General features: G+C 54.7%; 18 protein-coding genes and 1 pseudogene. 13 read left to right on the top strand and 6 right to left on the bottom strand.

Annotated features, from left to right (window positions below):
- Positions 1-176: 176 nt before the first annotated feature.
- A pseudogene (locus ACLBWT_RS04865) lies at positions 177-814 on the top strand (adenosylcobalamin-dependent ribonucleoside-diphosphate reductase); the annotation flags it as partial.
- A gap of 78 nt (positions 815-892) precedes the next feature.
- Here ACLBWT_RS04865 and ACLBWT_RS04860 read toward each other — a convergent pair.
- A complete protein-coding gene (locus ACLBWT_RS04860) occupies positions 893-1,411 on the bottom strand; it encodes a GNAT family N-acetyltransferase (protein ID WP_447661926.1) in 519 nt (172 codons plus the stop codon).
- 28 nt (positions 1,412-1,439) lie between these two features.
- Entirely contained in the window at positions 1,440-1,892 is a 453-nt protein-coding gene (locus ACLBWT_RS04855; protein WP_447661925.1) for a MarR family winged helix-turn-helix transcriptional regulator, read from the bottom strand.
- A gap of 153 nt (positions 1,893-2,045) precedes the next feature.
- On the opposite strand from ACLBWT_RS04855, the gene ACLBWT_RS04850 reads away from it, so the two are divergent.
- The 12 genes from ACLBWT_RS04850 (at position 2,046) to ACLBWT_RS04795 (ending at position 13,020) form a co-directional block, all read left to right on the top strand.
- Entirely contained in the window at positions 2,046-2,384 is a 339-nt protein-coding gene (locus ACLBWT_RS04850) for a Gfo/Idh/MocA family protein (RefSeq protein WP_447661924.1), read from the top strand.
- A 201-nt stretch (positions 2,385-2,585) separates the two neighbouring features.
- Positions 2,586-3,722, top strand: coding sequence for a Gfo/Idh/MocA family protein (locus ACLBWT_RS04845; protein ID WP_447662247.1), 1,137 nt, complete (start codon positions 2,586-2,588; stop codon positions 3,720-3,722).
- An 80-nt stretch (positions 3,723-3,802) separates the two neighbouring features.
- Positions 3,803-4,855 carry an oxidoreductase gene (locus ACLBWT_RS04840; protein WP_447661923.1) on the top strand — a complete coding sequence of 351 codons (1,053 nt, stop codon included), beginning with the start codon at positions 3,803-3,805 and terminating at the stop codon, positions 4,853-4,855.
- 28 nt (positions 4,856-4,883) lie between these two features.
- Positions 4,884-5,720, top strand: a complete 837-nt coding sequence (locus ACLBWT_RS04835; protein WP_447661922.1) for a sugar phosphate isomerase/epimerase family protein — start codon at positions 4,884-4,886, stop codon at positions 5,718-5,720.
- Between the two features lie 12 nt (positions 5,721-5,732).
- The gene (locus tag ACLBWT_RS04830; RefSeq protein WP_447661921.1) at positions 5,733-6,503 is read left to right on the top strand and encodes an SDR family NAD(P)-dependent oxidoreductase; all 771 of its coding nucleotides are present in this window, start codon (positions 5,733-5,735) and stop codon (positions 6,501-6,503) included.
- The gene (locus ACLBWT_RS04825; RefSeq protein WP_447661920.1) at positions 6,500-7,345 is read left to right on the top strand and encodes an MBL fold metallo-hydrolase; all 846 of its coding nucleotides are present in this window, start codon (positions 6,500-6,502) and stop codon (positions 7,343-7,345) included. Before ACLBWT_RS04830 ends, ACLBWT_RS04825 begins: the two co-directional genes overlap by 4 nt.
- Before the next feature lie 15 nt (positions 7,346-7,360).
- Positions 7,361-8,410 (top strand): Gfo/Idh/MocA family protein, encoded by a 1,050-nt coding sequence (locus ACLBWT_RS04820; protein WP_447661919.1) that lies wholly within the window; start codon positions 7,361-7,363, stop codon positions 8,408-8,410.
- On the top strand, positions 8,407-9,168 hold the full coding sequence (locus tag ACLBWT_RS04815) for a sugar phosphate isomerase/epimerase family protein (protein WP_447661918.1): 762 nt from the start codon (positions 8,407-8,409) through the stop codon (positions 9,166-9,168). Before ACLBWT_RS04820 ends, ACLBWT_RS04815 begins: the two co-directional genes overlap by 4 nt.
- A gap of 260 nt (positions 9,169-9,428) precedes the next feature.
- The gene (locus ACLBWT_RS04810) at positions 9,429-9,743 is read left to right on the top strand and encodes an ArsR/SmtB family transcription factor (protein ID WP_447661917.1); all 315 of its coding nucleotides are present in this window, start codon (positions 9,429-9,431) and stop codon (positions 9,741-9,743) included.
- Between the two features lie 13 nt (positions 9,744-9,756).
- On the top strand, positions 9,757-11,172 hold the full coding sequence (locus ACLBWT_RS04805) for an arsenic transporter (RefSeq protein WP_447661916.1): 1,416 nt from the start codon (positions 9,757-9,759) through the stop codon (positions 11,170-11,172).
- On the top strand, positions 11,162-11,617 hold the full coding sequence (arsC, locus tag ACLBWT_RS04800) for an arsenate reductase (thioredoxin) (protein ID WP_447661915.1): 456 nt from the start codon (positions 11,162-11,164) through the stop codon (positions 11,615-11,617). Before ACLBWT_RS04805 ends, arsC begins: the two co-directional genes overlap by 11 nt.
- A 539-nt stretch (positions 11,618-12,156) precedes the next feature.
- Positions 12,157-13,020, top strand: coding sequence for a DUF2785 domain-containing protein (locus tag ACLBWT_RS04795; protein ID WP_447661914.1), 864 nt, complete (start codon positions 12,157-12,159; stop codon positions 13,018-13,020).
- A gap of 204 nt (positions 13,021-13,224) precedes the next feature.
- Here ACLBWT_RS04795 and ACLBWT_RS04790 read toward each other — a convergent pair whose 3' ends face one another.
- The 4 genes from ACLBWT_RS04790 to ACLBWT_RS04775 all read right to left on the bottom strand — a co-directional run bounded on the left by ACLBWT_RS04790 (position 13,225) and on the right by ACLBWT_RS04775 (position 16,650).
- The gene (locus ACLBWT_RS04790) at positions 13,225-13,806 is read right to left on the bottom strand and encodes an LOG family protein (RefSeq protein ID WP_447661913.1); all 582 of its coding nucleotides are present in this window, start codon (positions 13,804-13,806) and stop codon (positions 13,225-13,227) included.
- A 209-nt stretch (positions 13,807-14,015) separates the two neighbouring features.
- Positions 14,016-14,867, bottom strand: a complete 852-nt coding sequence (locus tag ACLBWT_RS04785) for an SDR family oxidoreductase (protein ID WP_447661912.1) — start codon at positions 14,865-14,867, stop codon at positions 14,016-14,018.
- Positions 14,864-15,955, bottom strand: a complete 1,092-nt coding sequence (uxuA, locus tag ACLBWT_RS04780) for a mannonate dehydratase (protein WP_447661911.1) — start codon at positions 15,953-15,955, stop codon at positions 14,864-14,866. The genes ACLBWT_RS04785 and uxuA overlap by 4 nt, the downstream gene beginning before the upstream one ends.
- Positions 15,952-16,650: a GntR family transcriptional regulator gene (locus ACLBWT_RS04775; RefSeq protein ID WP_447661910.1), complete on the bottom strand. Its 699-nt coding sequence runs from the start codon at positions 16,648-16,650 to the stop codon at positions 15,952-15,954. The genes uxuA and ACLBWT_RS04775 overlap by 4 nt, the downstream gene beginning before the upstream one ends.
- Between the last annotated feature and the right edge of the window lie 96 nt (positions 16,651-16,746).

Below are 16,746 nucleotides of genomic sequence, written 5' to 3'. Positions count from 1 at the left end.
CAAGGGCTTCTAATAAGGGAGAGGAAAAAAGTCGAGAATCATGGAGAAAAACCAATATGTTGTATGGTAAAATAAGAATAGATACTAGATATTGATTTTCTTTGCCTAATAAATTTCGGCAGCCCGGAGAAAACGCGAATCATGGGCCGCGCCGGATACGGAATGGTTGGCTGCATGTGGACACGAAGGCTGAACGTCTGAACGGGTTGAGCGGGAAAATATTTTTGGACCGGTACGCGTGGAAGAAAGCCGATCCGGGCGAGGCGGCTGTCGGGGATACCGTGCTCGTGCTGACGAAGGACGATCCGATGTTTCCGGCCAAGGAGGTCGGCGAAATCATTGCCCGCAGCGGCCGGACGGCCACCGTGCTTACCCGGAGCGGGGAGCTGGTGGAATCGGATGTCGAGAAGCTGACTCTGGCCGCGGAGCGGACGCCTGAGGAGATGTGGGACCGCCTGGCCAAGGCGATGGCATCGGTAGAGGAGGACGAGGAGGCGCGGTGGCGGTGGGAGAAGCGGTTCCGGAGCATCCTGGACGGCTGGAAGCTCGTGCCGGCGGGCGCATCGCCGCTGGCGCGGGGGTCGGCGAAGAGTTGACGCTGTTCAACTGCTACGTCATTCCATCTCCGCATGACAGCCGCGGCGGCATCATGGAGACGCTCACGGAAATGACGGAAATCATGGCCAGGAGCGGGGGCGTCGGCATCAATCTCAGCTCGCTGAGGCCCAGGAGCGCGATCGTGGCCGGCGTGAACGGCTCCTCCAGCGGAGCGGTGTCCTGGGGCGGCCTGATCAGCTACACTGCTTATTTATTAGCGGTGTTCGATCGTGTGATCGGCTGCCCATGTGTTTTCTGGAGCTTTTGTCTCCTTCAGTTGAATCTCATTACAAAGTTATATGAGGGTTTTAGTCATTACAAAATCTATTTGTTCTTCATCACCCATATAGAAAGAGTGGGACCCTGTTTGAACAAACCCCATTTTCTTGTAGAAAGCAATAGCATTTTCATTCTTTTCCCATACACCTAGCCAGATTTTCTTTTTATCGCGTTCCATCGCAGTTTCTATCGCTGTATTTAGCAGATATTTGCCAAGTCCATGTCCTTGGAATATCTTTTTTATATAAATCCGCTCGATCTCAAGTGCTTCGTCACCCATTTCTTCAGACTGGGCATCATTGGTGTTGACCTTTAAATATCCTGCAACTTCATGATTAAAATAAACAAAAAGAAATTGCGAAAAAGAAATGGATAATTCCATTTCCAACTGATTTAAGTTAAATGCCCTGTCCAGATAGGCGTTCAAATTTTCAGGTGAATTCTGGTCTTTAAATGTCTCTGTAAATGTTTCAAAACTAATTTCTTGAAGTTTGCGTAAATCGTCAAGGATACATTTTTGTATACTTATCGTCATTTCAGCATGTAGCTCCTTTTTGTAAAAATCAATAATTCCTCTTATTTCCCTTTTTTACGAACTCCCAGTCTTTCTCAATATTTCTTCTTATTCTTTGAAGAAAAGTGAAGATGGTTTCTACTTCGCTTTCTGAAAATCCATCTAGTGCAACGCTATTGGAATAGTCGTGTTCTCTTTTTATGAAAGGATAAACAATTCCACCTTTTTCTGTTGGAAAGAGCTTTTTAATTTTTTTGTTCTGTGTATCGTCTTTCTTTTCAATAAATCCATTCATTTCAAGTTTTTGAATTGCACGAGCTGCTGTGGTTCGATCCACCTTTATCATTTCAGCCAACTTTTCTTGAATGATTCCTGGGGTTTCACATATTCGCACAAGGTACAAGAACTGCCCTTTTGTAAGGTCGTACTCTTTAAATTCGATATTACTTATTGAATCTAAGGCCCTAGCGATCATCCCAATTTCACGAAGGATTTCCTTCATAATAAACTCCTTAAAACATATTTATTTTGTTGCAAACTCAACAAAACCGATATCAGTTATTCTAAATCTAATTTGTTGCATTTGCAACATATATCTATCTCTAATCGGTCCTTTTTTTTGCTGTTTACTTCAACTATCCTGCCAGATAGTTGAATGAAAGATCAACAACAACGGGCAACAGAGCCTGAAAACCTCTACACGAATATGTCCGACCTGGTTAAACAAGAGGACATCGACGTGGTGTTCATCTTAAACAGCGACGAATACCACACCGAATGCGCGATCGAAGCCATCCGCAACGGCAGGCATGTGTTCATGGAGAAGCCGATGTGTCTGACCTTCACGGAAGCGGACGCCATCATCGCGGAACGTGATCGGTACAGAGTAGTACAATACGATACGCCTTATATTCGCCACTTGCCCACGAAGCTGTTCATCGGTGAAAGAACGATCTTCCCATCGTATTTTCGGTGCAAAACAGTAACAGCTTAAATTCTGTTGTTCAAAATAGACGCGGGCAAGGCGTACTCCGTCCGAAACGGCGAAGAACTCATCTTGTACGGCCAGCAGTCGACCGCTCCATGAACGCCCTTGGCGGAAGGGGCGGATACTCATCACGGCTATACCGTGATAGAATAAGAATGCGTTCGAATTTTCTTAATTATGGAAAAATAATCGGAGAAAGAATAGGTGATGTTGATGCATAGGGTAAAAGCAGGCCTCATTGGCTGCGGAATGATCAGCGGAATTTATTTGAAAAATTTGACGCAAGTGTTCGATCATGTCGTGGACCTCGTCGCTTGTGCGGATCTGATGCCTGAGCTTGCCAAGAAGCGTGCGGAAGAATTCAACATTCCTGCAGCATGCTCGGTCGACGAGCTGCTTGCGAATCCGGAAATTGAAATCGTTCTCAATTTGACAGCTCCAGCAGCGCATGCGGCAATCAATCTAAAGGCGCTCCACGCCGGCAAGCATGTCTACACCGAGAAGCCATTCGCTCTGACAAAGGAAGATGCAAGAGAGGTGCTGTCGATTGCGGAGTCCAAAGGCCTGCTCGTCGGCTGCGCTCCCGATACCTTCTTGGGCGGTGCGCTGCAAACTTGCCGCAAGCTCATCGATGAAGGCTGGATCGGAACCCCGTATGCCGCTAATGCAACGATCATTATGGGGAATGCCGAAGCCGGCATGCATCCGAACTTACAAAATTTCTTGAAACTCGGCGGCGATCCTCTCCTGGATATGGGACCGTATTATTTGACGGCGTTGGTCCATTTGCTGGGTCCCGTTCGGAGAGTGACCGGTTCCGCTCAGCAGCTCCGCCAAGAAATCATTATTCAAAACCCCAAATCTCCGCGTTGCGGCGACACCGTCCCGGTAGAAGCGCCTACCAACGTTACGGCCGTACTGGACTTCCACAGCGGTGCGGTTGCCAGCTTGCAAGCTGCCAAGGAAAGCTTTGGCTACAAGCCGAGGCTGGAAATCTTCGGTACGGAAGGAAATATGACGGTGCCGGATCCGAACTTTTTCGGTCCTGTATCCGGACTGGGCAGCTTGCTGACCATCCAGTCCCGCAGCGGTGAAGTAAAGGAGCTTCCGCTTTCGCACGGATTTACGGAAGACAGCCGCGGGCTGGGCGTTGCCGATATGGCGTATGCGATTCGCAGCGGCAGGCCTAATCGGGCGAGCGGCCGCTTGGCCGAGCACATTTTGGACATATCGCTCGGTATCTTAGAGGCTTCGGAGACGAATCGGCATGTGCATCTCCAGACGAAGGTAGACCGTCCCGCGCCGCTGCCGCTTGGATTGAAATACAATCAGCTGGACCTCTAGCAAGGAGCTGTAAATCCCTGTAATAAAGAGGCCCCCCAATCGTTCGTCCTATTTGCTCACCATCTAGAGGAGTGGTCAAGATGGGAAATGTACTTCGCGCAGGTTTAATCGGTTATGGGTTTGCCGGCAGAACGTTCCATGCGCCGGTCATTGCCGCTGTGCCTGATTTGATGCTGGCAGCAGTGGTGCAGCGGAGCGGCACATCAGCCAAGGAGAAGTATCCATCGGTAGATTTAGTTCAGCATGCAAGCGATTTATATCGGGATGACCGTATCGATCTGGTTGTCGTGACGACACCGAGTCCGCATCATTATGAGTTTGTGAAGGACGCCCTGGAAGCGGGGAAACACGTCATCGTTGAAAAGCCGTTTACAGTTACGACGGAGGAAGCCGATCGATTGATTGCGCTGGCGAAGGAACGCGGGAAAGTGCTGAGCGTGTTTCATAATCGGCGTTGGGACGGCGATTTTCTCACGATTCGAGAGCTGGTCCGCCAAGGAGTGCTGGGCCGGATCAGCGAAGCTGACTTCTGCTGGGATGCGTACCAGCCGAACGCAGGCAGCAATTGGCGTGACAGCGGAGCGCCGGGCACCGGGGTGTTCTATGATCTGGGGGTGCATCTTCTGGATCAGGCGCTTACTCTGTTCGGCATGCCGAAGTCAATCCAAGCCGAAATCCGGACGATTCGCGATGACGCCATCGCCACCGACTACTTCAATGTCATGCTCGGCTACGACGATGGATTGCGAGTCCGCTTGAAGAGCTCCAAGCTCGTTCGCGAGCGCGGTCCGCGATTTGTGCTCCATGGAACGAAGGGATCTTTCGTCAAATACGGGCTCGATCCGCAGGAGCAGGCGTTGATCCAAGGCGACACGCCGCTTAAGCCGAACTGGGGATCAGAGCCGGAATCGGCGTGGGGCAAACTGAATACGTCCATCGAGGGGCTTCGCTTTGTGGGATGCGTTCAAACGATACCGGGCTCGTACACGTCTTATTTCCAGAACGTGGCCGATGCCATCAACGGCAAAGCAGAGCTGGAGGTCAAGCCGGAGCAGGCGCGCATGGCGATTCGCTTGATCGAGCTGGGGCTGAGGAGCAGTGTAGAAAACCGGACCATCTTGGTAACGCCTTAACCGAAATGATTGGATGTGAAGGAGCCGTATGTTTCCATTTAAACCCGCATTGAATGCTTCGACTTTGTTTCCTTTCAAGCTGAATGTGAGAGAGCAGGTTAGAGTCGCTGCCGAAGCCGGCTATGAGGGGATCGAGCTTTGGGTGAAGGATATCGACGCCTATGTGGCCGGCGGGGGCTCGATCAACGAGCTTCGACGTTACATATCGGACACGGGCATAGCCGTCGTCAACGCGATCGCCTTCTTCGCATGGTCGGATGCGGACCAATCGGCACGGGAGCAAGCGTTCATCCAGGCGGCGCAGGAAATGCGGATGCTGGCCGAGCTCGGCTGCGCCGCTGTAGCTGCACCGCCGTTCGGCCATGTCGCACCCGTGTCGCTGGACAGCATGGCAGCTAATTTCGCCCGGCTTGCGGATACGGCCAGCAGCATCGGGATCAAGCCCTATCTGGAATTTTGGGGCAGAGCGAATAAGCTGTCCAAGCTTAGCGAAGCGCTGTATGTCGCGATAGAGAGCGGAGCAGCGGATGCGCAAATTTTGCTGGACCCCTTCCATATGTATACGGGCGGCAGCGGCATAGACGGCATCGCCTATATGAATGGGGAGCGTATCGGTATCGTGCATGTCAACGATTATCCGGAGCTTCCGGAAAGAGCTGTCATAACCGATCGGGAACGCGTATTCCCGGGAGAAGGAATAGCGCCATCGCGGAAGCTTGCCCAACTGTTGTACGAAAGCGGTTACAGAGGATATTTGTCGCTGGAATTGTTCATGGAAGACTTCGGGGGCAAAAGCGCTCTTGAAGCGGCGCGGTACGGATTGGAATCCATGATCCGTGCCTACCGCATTGAGGTTGTACGCTGAAAGGAGATCAGCATGGGGAGACGGCTTGATGGCAAGGTGATCGTCATAACAGGCGGAACGAAGGGCATCGGCAAGGGAGTCGCTATGATGTGCGCCAAAGAAGGCGCGACGGTAGTAGTGGGGGGGAGGAATGAGCAGGACGGCGCCAGAGTTGTAAAAGAAATGAAGGAAGTCCATGACGCAGAGGCGTTGTTTGTTCAAGGGGACATCAGCCGGGAAGCGGCGTGCAAGCAGCTGATCGATGAGACGGTCCACGGGTACGGCAGGGTTGACGGTCTTGTCAACAATGCCGGCATTTTCCCAAGAGGCTCGATGGTGAATACGTCGGAGGAGCAGTTCGATTCGATTTTTGCCGTCAACATGAAAGGCGCTTTCTTCTGTTCAATGTACGCCATTCAATCGATGCAGAAAACCGGAGGAGGCTCTATCGTCCATATGGGCTCTACGAACGGCTACAAAGGCGCAAAGGAATTGGCTGCCTACTCCTGCTCCAAGGGAGCCATGCTTACGTTGAACCGCCATATCGCTGCCCACTACGGAAAAGACCGCATTCGCTCGAATTGGGTTACTGTCGGCTGGGTAGCTTCCGAAGGAGAAATCGAACTCCATCAGAACATGGGCATAAGCGAGGAAGATTTGCATACGAAGGCATTGACACATGTACCTTCCGGCCGCATGCAGACTCCTGAAGATATGGCCTATGGAGCCGTCTATTTGTTATCCGATGAATCGAGCCAAGTGACCGGAACCGAGCTGCACATCAATGGGGGGCTGGGCTTATGACGCACAAACCATCGACACGTATCGGAGAAGAGCTGATCCAAGAGATCGACGGCACGCGAGTACCGTTCGGCATGCTGGCGGTATGGTTTCTCGGCCAATGCAGCGTCGTCATCAAGGGAGGGGATGTGGTCATTTACATCGATCCGTATTTGACGCCCTCGCCGCATCGGGCGTTCGAGCCGCCGCTGAAGCCGCAGCAAATGACGAATGCACAATATGTGTTGATTACCCATGACCATATGGATCATATGGATCCGGACACAGTGTCAGCTTTGGCGGCAGCCCACAGCGACCCGGTCTATATGGCTCCGGGATATTGCCGGGAGGAGATGCTGCGGCTCGGAGTTGTACCGGACAAGCTGATCTCGGCGCGGACGAATGAGTGGTGGAACGGGCCGGGGTTCCGGATCAAACCGCTGCCCTCCGCCCATGAAGAGCTGGAATACGATGATGATCTGGACCATCGCTTTGTAGGCTATGTCGTGGAGCTTAACGGAGTAACGATGTACCACGCCGGAGACACCACCGTGTATCCCGGACTGATCGAGCTGCTGCAAGCCGAATCGATAGACCTCGGCATGCTGCCGATCAACGGGCGCGACCCCTTCCGCAATGCGAGGAATATCGTAGGCAACATGAACTATAGGGAAGCGGCAGAGCTCTCGGTCGCTGCTCGCTTCGACACGGTCATCCCGCTGCATTACGATATGTTCGCAGGTAATTCGGAACACCCGGGTTATTTTATCGACTATCTGTATGATCGGCATCCGACGCAGAAGAGCCACGTAATGGCGCGGTTCGAACGATTTGTGTACGTTTCCGATGCGGCATTGAGCGAATAAATGGAGGGATTGGAAATGAGCCAATCGTATCGTGTGGCTTTTATCGGCTGCGGAAAACGAGCCTATGAGCATGCCATAGGGGTTAAAGCCGACAGCAGATGCCGTGTCGTAGCATTATCCGATCTTCAGGCGTCGGCTGCCGAAGCGTTGAACAGTGAATTCGGCTTCAATGCGGATGTATACGCCGATTATAAGGAAATGCTGGCGAAGGCCTGTCCGGATGTGGTCATCCTTTGCTTATGGACACCGCTTCATTTGTCTGTATTTCGCGACTGCGCGGAGGCGGGCGTAAAGGCAGTGTCGTCAGAGAAGCCGATGGCGCCGACTTGGGGAGAAAGCTTGGAGATGGGGCGCATCGCCGAAGAGACGGGATGCCAGTTGACGTTCTCCCACCAGCGGCGCTTTGCTTTCGGGAACAGGATGGTGCGCCGGCTGCTGGACGAAGGCGTATTCGGGCAGATCGTTCGGATGGATCTGTACTCTCCGCCCAATCTTCTCGACTGCGGGACGCACACATTCGATCAGGCGATGAGCTTCATGAACGAATGCCCAGCCAAGTGGGTGCTCGGTTCAGTGGATGTCAGTGAAACCTATAACTGGTTTCAAGTTCCTTCCGAATCCGTTTTTGCAGGAATCGTCGTGTTTGAGAACGGCGTTCGTGCGAACATCCAAGCCGGCGGACCTGACATGGATATTTGGGGCGGCGTTCGAGTGACGGGCACCAAAGGGTTTATCGAGGTGTTCTGGGATGGAGATATCCGCGAGGCAGCCGTGTATGCAGACCCGTCATGGAAGCCTCCAGTAGAGACCGGCGAGCCGAACGAACAGATGGCAGGCCTGTTCCGAAATGTCATCGACTGTCTCGTTTCGGGAGAGGAACCCGAGCTGTCCCATCGCAAAGCGCTTCGCGCGGCGGAAATTATCTTTTCCTTCTACGAATCGGTACGCCGCAATGCGCGCGTTCAACTGCCGCTTACGGGCGTAACCGACAATCCATTCATAACGATGCTTGAGAGCGGAGCTTTTCCGTCAAAGGACAAAAACGACAAGGAGCTGGCGATATGAACAGACCGAAGCTAGGTCTTATCGGCTTGATTAAAGAAGAAGCGGATAAGGATTTCTGGGGAACGATGCGGCGCGTGGCTGAGATCGGCTATGAAGGCATCGAAGGAGCCGGCGAGCTTCTGCAAGGAGATGTGAAAGCCAATGTCAGGCGGTTTCATGAGCTGGGTCTGCAAGTAGCCACTCATAGTGCGAGCTCAGATCAATTGCGCAACGATCTCGACAAAGTCATTGCGGAGGCGTTGTCCTTGGAAACTTCCCATGTAACCTTATGGTGGGCGCCCTGCAGCTCGAAAGAGGAGCTGCTGCGTGACGCCGAGCTGTACAATGCCGCAGGCGCCCGATTGGCTGCCGAAGGGCTGAAGCTGTGCTACCATAACCACGACCACGAATTCAAGACGACCTTCAACGGCCTGTATGCACTGGATATTCTCGCGGAGCATACCGATCCGAAATCGTTGTATTTCCGAATGGATGTGGCTTGGATTACAGTCGGCGGAGCCGATCCGGCTCACATCTTGCGCAAAATGGCCGGCCGCGTCCCCGCGATACATATCAAGGATGTGTATGGGACGGACGTGGTCGGCAAATGGACGGCAGTCGGAACCGGCATCGTCAGCATCCACGACTCGATCCGGACGGCCTGTGAAATCGGCGGGGTCGAATGGATGACTGTCGAGCAGGATCAGCTGCGCAACTTGACCGCATTCGAAACGGTGCTGGTCAGTTACCTTAACTTGAAAGAGGCTGGTCTAGTTTAAACCTTTATCAGCATGACAGGAGGATATGATCCCCTCATGGCAGACAGTGAAAAAGAGTTCATGCCATCTTGAACTCGGCGCTGTTGATCGGAGGGGATTTTTCTATGCCGCCGAAGAAGGTACGAACATTTGAACGCAGTGACGAGGAGAATTTCTTCTGAATTTCCAACAAATAAAAAGACCGGCACACTATATTAGCGATTGTTTATATAAACGATTGCTAATATAATAGGGAGAGAAGTTCATGCTGGAGGTACATAATGGAAGCGCGGATTGAAGAATTGACCGGACATTTGAAGCTGCTGGGCGACAAATCCCGGCTCATGATCCTGGCCTACCTTCGGGAACGAGAGTTATGCGTATGCGATCTTGTCGAGCTGGTCGGATTGTCGCAGCCGGGCGTCAGCCAGCATCTGGGGAAGCTCAAGGCGGCCGGATTGGTGAAGGAGTCCCGGAGAGGGACCTGGATCTACTATTCTTTAAGCCTGGAAGACAAATCTCATGTGGAATCGATTTTAAGCTGCATCCCGCCGCAAACCGAACGGCTTAGCCGGCTGAAGGGCTGCGGGGAATAAAGAGGGGTCGAAGATGGCAATCACGGCAGCAATTCTATTTGCAACTACGCTTGTATTCGTTATTTGGCAGCCCAAAGGACTCGGCATCGGCTGGCCGGCCGCCGGGGGAGCGGTTCTTGCCTTGGTCTTTCAAGTCGTTACCCTTGAGGATGTCGCGGCGGTAACGGGAATCGTATGGAACGCGACGCTGGCTTTCGTGGCCATCATCCTGATCTCGCTGGCTTTGGACGAGATCGGCTTTTTTGAATGGTCCGCCCTGCATATGGCGCGGCTGGCCGGAGGAAGCAGCCTGCTCATGTTCATTTATATGATTCTGCTGGGGGCGGCCGTATCGGCTCTGTTCGCCAACGACGGAGCCGCGCTCATTATGACTCCGATCGTGCTGGCGGTGGTGCGCGCGCTCCGGTTCGACGAGCGGATGGTCCTGCCTTTCGTCATGGCGAGCGGCTTCATTGCGGACACAGCATCCTTGCCGCTTGTCGTCAGCAATCTCGTCAATATCGTCTCCGCCGATTTTTTCGGCATTTCTTTTGACGAATACGCCAGCCGCATGATCGTTCCCGCGCTATTCTCCATAGCGGCCAGCCTGCTCGTGCTGTACCTGTTCTACCGGAAAAGCATTTCCGGCAGCTACACGGTCGGCAAGCTGAAAAATCCGCGGGACGCCATCAAGGATCCCCGGCTGTTCAAGATGGCCTGGGTGGTGCTGGCGGCTCTTCCGATCACGTACTTCGCCAGCGGCTGGCTGCATGTTCCGGTTTCCATTCCGGCGGGAGCGATCGCGCTCCTGTTCCTGGCAGCGGTACGCAGAAGCCCGGAGATGGATGTCCGGAAGCTGGTCAAAGGCGCGCCGTGGTCGATCGTCATCTTTTCCATCGGGATGTACGTCGTCGTATACGGCCTTCGGAATGCGGGGCTGATGGACTCGCTGACTTCCCTGTTCGAAGCGATCGGCCGGCAAGGCTTGCTGATCACGAGCATAGCCGCAGGGTTCATCGCAGCGTTCCTGTCCTCCGTCATGAACAATCTTCCGACGGTCATGATCGATGCGCTGGCCATCCAGGCAACGAAGACGAGCGGCGTCATTCGGGAAGCGATGATCTATGCCAACGTCATCGGCTCCAATCTCGGACCGAAAATCACGCCGATCGGCTCGCTCGCGACTCTTCTGTGGCTGCATGTCCTGTCCCGCAAAGGCTTGCGCATCGGCTGGGGGTATTATTTCAAAGCGGGAATCGCGCTTACGGTTCCGACGCTGCTGATTACTCTGGTCGGACTCTATTTGTGGCTGTCTTTCCTGTCCTTGAATATCATTCATGTCTGGCTTGCGAATGCGGGCGCTGTTCTGATCTTTGTTGCCTTCGGCTGGCTGCTGATTGCAAGATCAAAATCGAAAAGGAAAGGGGATATCCCGTCTTATGAACGCTAGACCGATGGTATATTTCTTATGTACCGGCAACTCCTGCCGCAGCCAGATCGCCGACGGCTTTCTCAAGGCGGAAGGGCGTGGACGGTTCGACGTCAGAAGCGCCGGCTTGGAGGCTCACGGCTTGAATCCACGCGCCGTGCAGGTGATGAAGGAAGCCGGGATCGATATAAGCGGGCACAGCTCGGATGTGATCGATCTCGATTTGCTGAACGCTGCCGATTATGTCATCACCCTATGCGGGCATGCAGACGAGCATTGCCCGGCCATTTCCAATACGGACGTCATCAAATGGCACTGGGGGTTCGACGATCCCGCCAAGGCGACGGGAACGGAAGAGGAGATCATGGCGAAGTTCCGCGAGGTGCGCGATGCCATTCATGCCCGAATCGCCGATTTTGTACGGGAAAGGAACGCGGCCGGCGAGGAGCCGTCCTCCCGCCAGTAAAACATTTTCAACGGGTTCTTTGATTGCAACAAAGGCATTCCGACGCGGCTGGCGTCCGAATGCCTTTTTGCTTTTTCTGCATAGTTGGATCCGTACCTTGCTGCATTATCACAACATCATGGGTACGCCTACTAAAAAAATTGATATGAAGACGATGCCAAAAATACTGCAATGGTTTGGTTATTCGGTATTTGTTGTTTTGGGGATAGCTGTAATCCTATTCATCCTTTCCATCTTCTTTTCCTTTTCAAGTGACGTAGAGTAGATGGGGAAATTCGCTTGATTGTCATCATCCGAATGATCATTTGCAGGGGAAATCGGTTTAACCTATTTCTTACCTCAGGTTCATGAATCCTCCATGTTATGCTGATTTGAACATGGAAAGATAGAATCTCTATTGAACGCATAGATTCGCTCCGTCCGCAGATGTTGACCTCCTGCGGGCTTTTTTGCAAGCTGCCGGGCAGATATTACATTCATGTGGATGAGCCGGAGCTTGTGGTGGAAGAGATCGAATGCATGATGAAGGGGATAAAGAGATGAACGATGCGAGGACGCAGCTCAGACATAACTTGCAAAGAGTAGAGAAGGAGAACTACCAGCTTCGCGAAGGAGAGAGCAGGGAGGATTATATCGCTCAAATGCTGCGGTTCATCGGCGATCCCGATCCGGAATTGCGGGATGAGCTCATCTATCCGACATTCTATGTCTGGATGACGGAGGAGAGATTGGCCGAAGAAGAATGGCAAAGCCTTCTCGAGGTGCTTGCCGATGAGAATCATTTGTTCTACCATATCGGCAGGGATGGCGATCAGACGGTATTTACGAGGACTTTCTCCGTATTGCCGCTGGCTTTGATCGCCAGGCGCCATAGTCGAAAGCCTTTTCTGGACCAAGACGGCTATGAGCTTCTGAAACATTCTCTGCTCCGCTATTATCGGGAGGAAAAGGATCTTCGCGGGCTTCTGCCTGAAGAAGGCTGGGCGCACAGTGCCGCGCATGGAGCGGATGCGCTGAAGGAGCTGGTCCAGTGCCCGGAAAGCGATGCTGCGGTACAGCGCGAGATGCTTGCCGCGATCCAAGGCATGCTGCAGAATGGAAGCCATATTTTCGGCGAGGAAGAGGATGAACGAATCGCAAGCATCGTGGACGCCATGATCGGCGATGGGCGGCTTGCTCAGGCGGAGATCGCGGATTGGATAACCGGATTATCGACCTGCTTGAATTGGCCGGGAAGCCGGGCGCAGGCTGTCGCCCGTGTGAACGGCAAGAACCTTCTTCGCTCTCTTTACTTCAGAAGAGGACAAGAGGGGGAAGGAAATGCTCTTGCCGCCGCTATTCTCGAAACGGAAGCGAGCCTGAACAGATTTGCCGTCGCGGACAGGCAGCGGCAAACCTCCTAATCACGCTGCTCTGAGCTTGATCCGGAGTCGCCCGAACCCGATCCGATTCCGTCGTCTCAAGGCGGCTTGCTCTCTGTTTTTAAGCCTGCTTACGAAAACATTGCCGCCTTCGGGTTCTTTCGTTGCAAAAAGGCATTTCGACGCCGCCGGCGTCGCAATGCCTTTTTGCTTGCCCTGCATAGATGGAGCCGTACCGTTCGGCGGTTACGTCTGGCTTTTCTTGATGTACGTCTTGACTTCCGGAGGCGTATACAAAGCGAATTTGTCCAGCAGCGAGGCCGGGTCGGAATCCGACAGCGCCATCGACATGTATTTGTCCTGGAGGAACTGCTCCTTGTTCATATGGCCGAAGAAAGAGATCAGCCCGTCGTAGTAGCCGTCCACATTCAGCAAGCCGATCGGCTTGCCGTGCAGGCCGAGCTGTCCCCAGGTGAAGATCTCGAACAGCTCTTCCATCGTGCCCGGGCCGCCGGGCATCGCGATGAATCCGTCCGCGAGCTCGGACATTTTCAGCTTTCTTTCGTGCATGGAACCGACCACGATCAGTTCGGTGAGTCCGCGATGGGAAATCTCCCTTTCCTCCAGCATCGTTGGAATGACGCCGATGACCTGGCCGCCCGCCTGCAGAACGGAATCGGCGAGCACTCCCATGATGCCGACGCTTGCCCCGCCATAGACAAGGGTGATTCCCCTCCGCGCCAGCTCCGAACCGAGTCTGGATGCTCCTTCGGCATAGGTCGGCTTGGCGCCCATGCTGGATCCGCAAAATACCGCGATTGCTTTCAAACGTGTCTACCTCCCCTAAAAGCAGTCCCTCTCATTATACTAAAGAGAAGCCTGGAGAGATGTTAAAAAATAGTAAAAAGCAGCCGAATGCAATCATTCGGCTGCCGGACTCGGATCTAGCAGAGATTAAAATACGGTTGCTTTCTTGCTCGTGGATGCGATGCCGTTCGTGCCGTTGAATACGAGGCTGCCCCAGGACGTCAGCTCTATCATACGCCGGAATAAGCCATGAATCCGCCGTCGACCGGAATCACCGTGCCGGTCACGAAGCCGGACGAGTCGGAGTCGAGCAGCCAGAGCAGCGTGCCGAGCAGATCCTCCGGGACGCCGAAGCGGCGCATCGGAGTATGGGCGATGATCTTGCCGGAGCGCTCTGTCCAGCTGCCGTCGGGATTTTGCAGCAGCCCGCGGTTCTGCTCTGTGAGGAAGAAGCCCGGAGCGATGGCGTTGACGCGGATTCCGGATTCGGCCATATGGACGGCCAGCCACTGCGTCCAGTTGTTGATCGCGGCTTTGGCGGCACTGTAGGCCGGCACCTTGGTCAGCGGCGAAGGAGCGCTCATGGAGGAGACGTTGAGCACGGTGCCGCCCCGTCCTAGCATCTGCTTGGCGAACGTCTGGGTCGGAAGGAGCGTTCCGACCATGTTGAGGTCGAACACGTTCCGGAAGCCCTGGACGCTGAGATCGAAGAAGGATACCGTCTTCTCGTCTTCCAGATCCCCGGAGCGGAAAATCTCGTTCGTCGTGTTGGCGCTGGGATGGTTGCCGCCGGCGCCGTTGACGAGAATGTCGCATGGACCGAGCCGCTCCTGCACGGACAGGGCAGCGGCTGCGACGCTGTCCGGATCGGTCACATCGCAGGAGAGCGCGATGGACTTGCCGCCGGCAGCCGTGATTTCATCGGCGACGGCAGCCGCTTTGTCGAGGCTGCGGCCGAGGACGGCGACGCGGCAGCCCTGGCGGCCGAGCTCCAGCGCCATGACTCGGCAGAGCACGCCGGAGCCGCCCGTGACGACGGCGGTTTTGCCTTCGAGAGAAGCATGCAGAGGCAGGAGACTCATGAAGCGTGTCCCTCCTTCACGGCGGATGGAGTCAGGCTGCCTGCTGCGTCCCACAATCCCCACAGATACATGATGCCGAGCGCGCGGTCGTACAGTCCGTAGCCGGGACGGCATTGCTCATCCCAGATATGCCGTCCGTGATCCGGGCGGGCGTAGCCGTCGAAGCCGATGTCGCGGTAAGCCTTCACGATGCCCGCGATATCGACCGTTCCGTCCTGCGTCCGGTGGGACGTCTCGATGAAGTCTCCGTTGTCGAACACCTTGACGTTGCGGATATGGGCGAACGGAATGCGGTCCGCGAATTCGTGGATCATGCCGACGATGTCGTTGGCGGGGTTCGCTCCGAGCGAGCCGCTGCACAGCGTGATGCCGTTGGCGGGACTGTCATGGAGAGACAGGAAGCGGCGCAGGTTGTCCTGACCGGTGATGATGCGCGGGAGGCCGAAGATCGGCCATGGCGGATCGTCCGGGTGGATGGCCATCCGGATGCCGAGCGTTTCCGCCGCCGGGATGACTTTGTCGAGGAAATACTTCAGGTGATCCCAGAGATGCTCCTCGGTCACTCCGCGATACACCTCGAACAAGGAAGTGAGATGGGAGAGGCGCTCCGGCTCCCAGCCCGGCATCGTGAGCGTGGAATTCGCGTTTATTTGCCGGACGAGCTCGAACGGATCGACGTTTTCGATCCGGCTTTTCTCATAGAACAGAGCGGTCGAGCCGTCTCCGCTCGGATGATGGAGATCGGTGCGCAGCCAGTCGAAGACGGGCATGAAGTTGTAGCAGATGACCTTCACGCCTACTTGAGCCAGCTTTTCCATCGTTTTTATGTAGTTCTCGATGTAGACATCGCGGCTCGGGAGTCCGAGCTTGATGTCCTCGTGGATATTGACGCTCTCGACGACGTTGATGCCGAGGCCATGCGCCGCAGCCTGATCTCGGATGTCCACGATCCGGTCGAGGGGCCATTCCTCCCCGGCCGGAATGTCGTGCAGCGACCAGACGATCTCGGTGACGCCTGGAATTTGCCTGATTTGGCTCAAGGTGACGGTATCGTTGCCTTCACCGAACCAGCGGAAGCTCATGTTCACTTGGCATTCTCCCTTTCCGGCTTGAAATAATGCGGATACTCCTTCTTGAGCAGCTCCTGGTCGGCGATGCCGAGCCGCAAATGCTGCTTCATGAGGTCGTCGGCTGCTTCCTCGCGTCCATCGGCGATCGCTTCCGCCATGGCGGCATGCTGCTCGTACAGATGGGTCCAATGGGGATCGCTCGCCAGACGCAGCAAGCGGGCCCGGTTCAGATGGAGATTCATCTGCTGGATGACCGACCAGGTGTTCAGCTTGCCGCAGCCCTGGAACAGGGCGCGGTGGAACGCCTCGTCGAGCTCGAACAGCCTCCGGTCGTCGAGCCGCGTCATCGCATCCTGCTGGGCGGCGAGATTGTCCCGCAGCGCGGAGAGCGAGAGCGGAGGGAAGCCGGCGCAGGCGAGCCGGATGACGGCTCTCTCCAGCTGCTCCCTCATGAAGCGCGCTTCCTCCACGAGCTCCGGGTCGATCAGCGAGACCAAGGTGCCGCGCTGCGGGAGCACTTGGACCAGCTGTTCCTGAGCGAGCCGCAGGAAAGCTTCCCGTACGGGAGTGCGGCTGACGCCGAAGGCGGCGGCCGAGTCCTTTTCGGACAGAGCCGTTCCCGGAGGCAGCTCCAGGCTGAGAATCTGTTCTCTCAAGCTGTCGTACACGATGTCGCGGGCGGATGAACCGCGGGTTGCGAGGGGTTGATTCATGGCGGTATCGCCTCCTCCTTTTTGATACTACCATACTACCATACCAGTTTGACAGCGTTTTCTTGAAAACGGGAACGGAGGTGCCCGGATGCAGCA

The sequence above is a fragment of the Paenibacillus sp. D51F genome (genome assembly GCF_053345695.1).
This window is presented reverse-complemented; position numbering and strand designations above follow the sequence as displayed.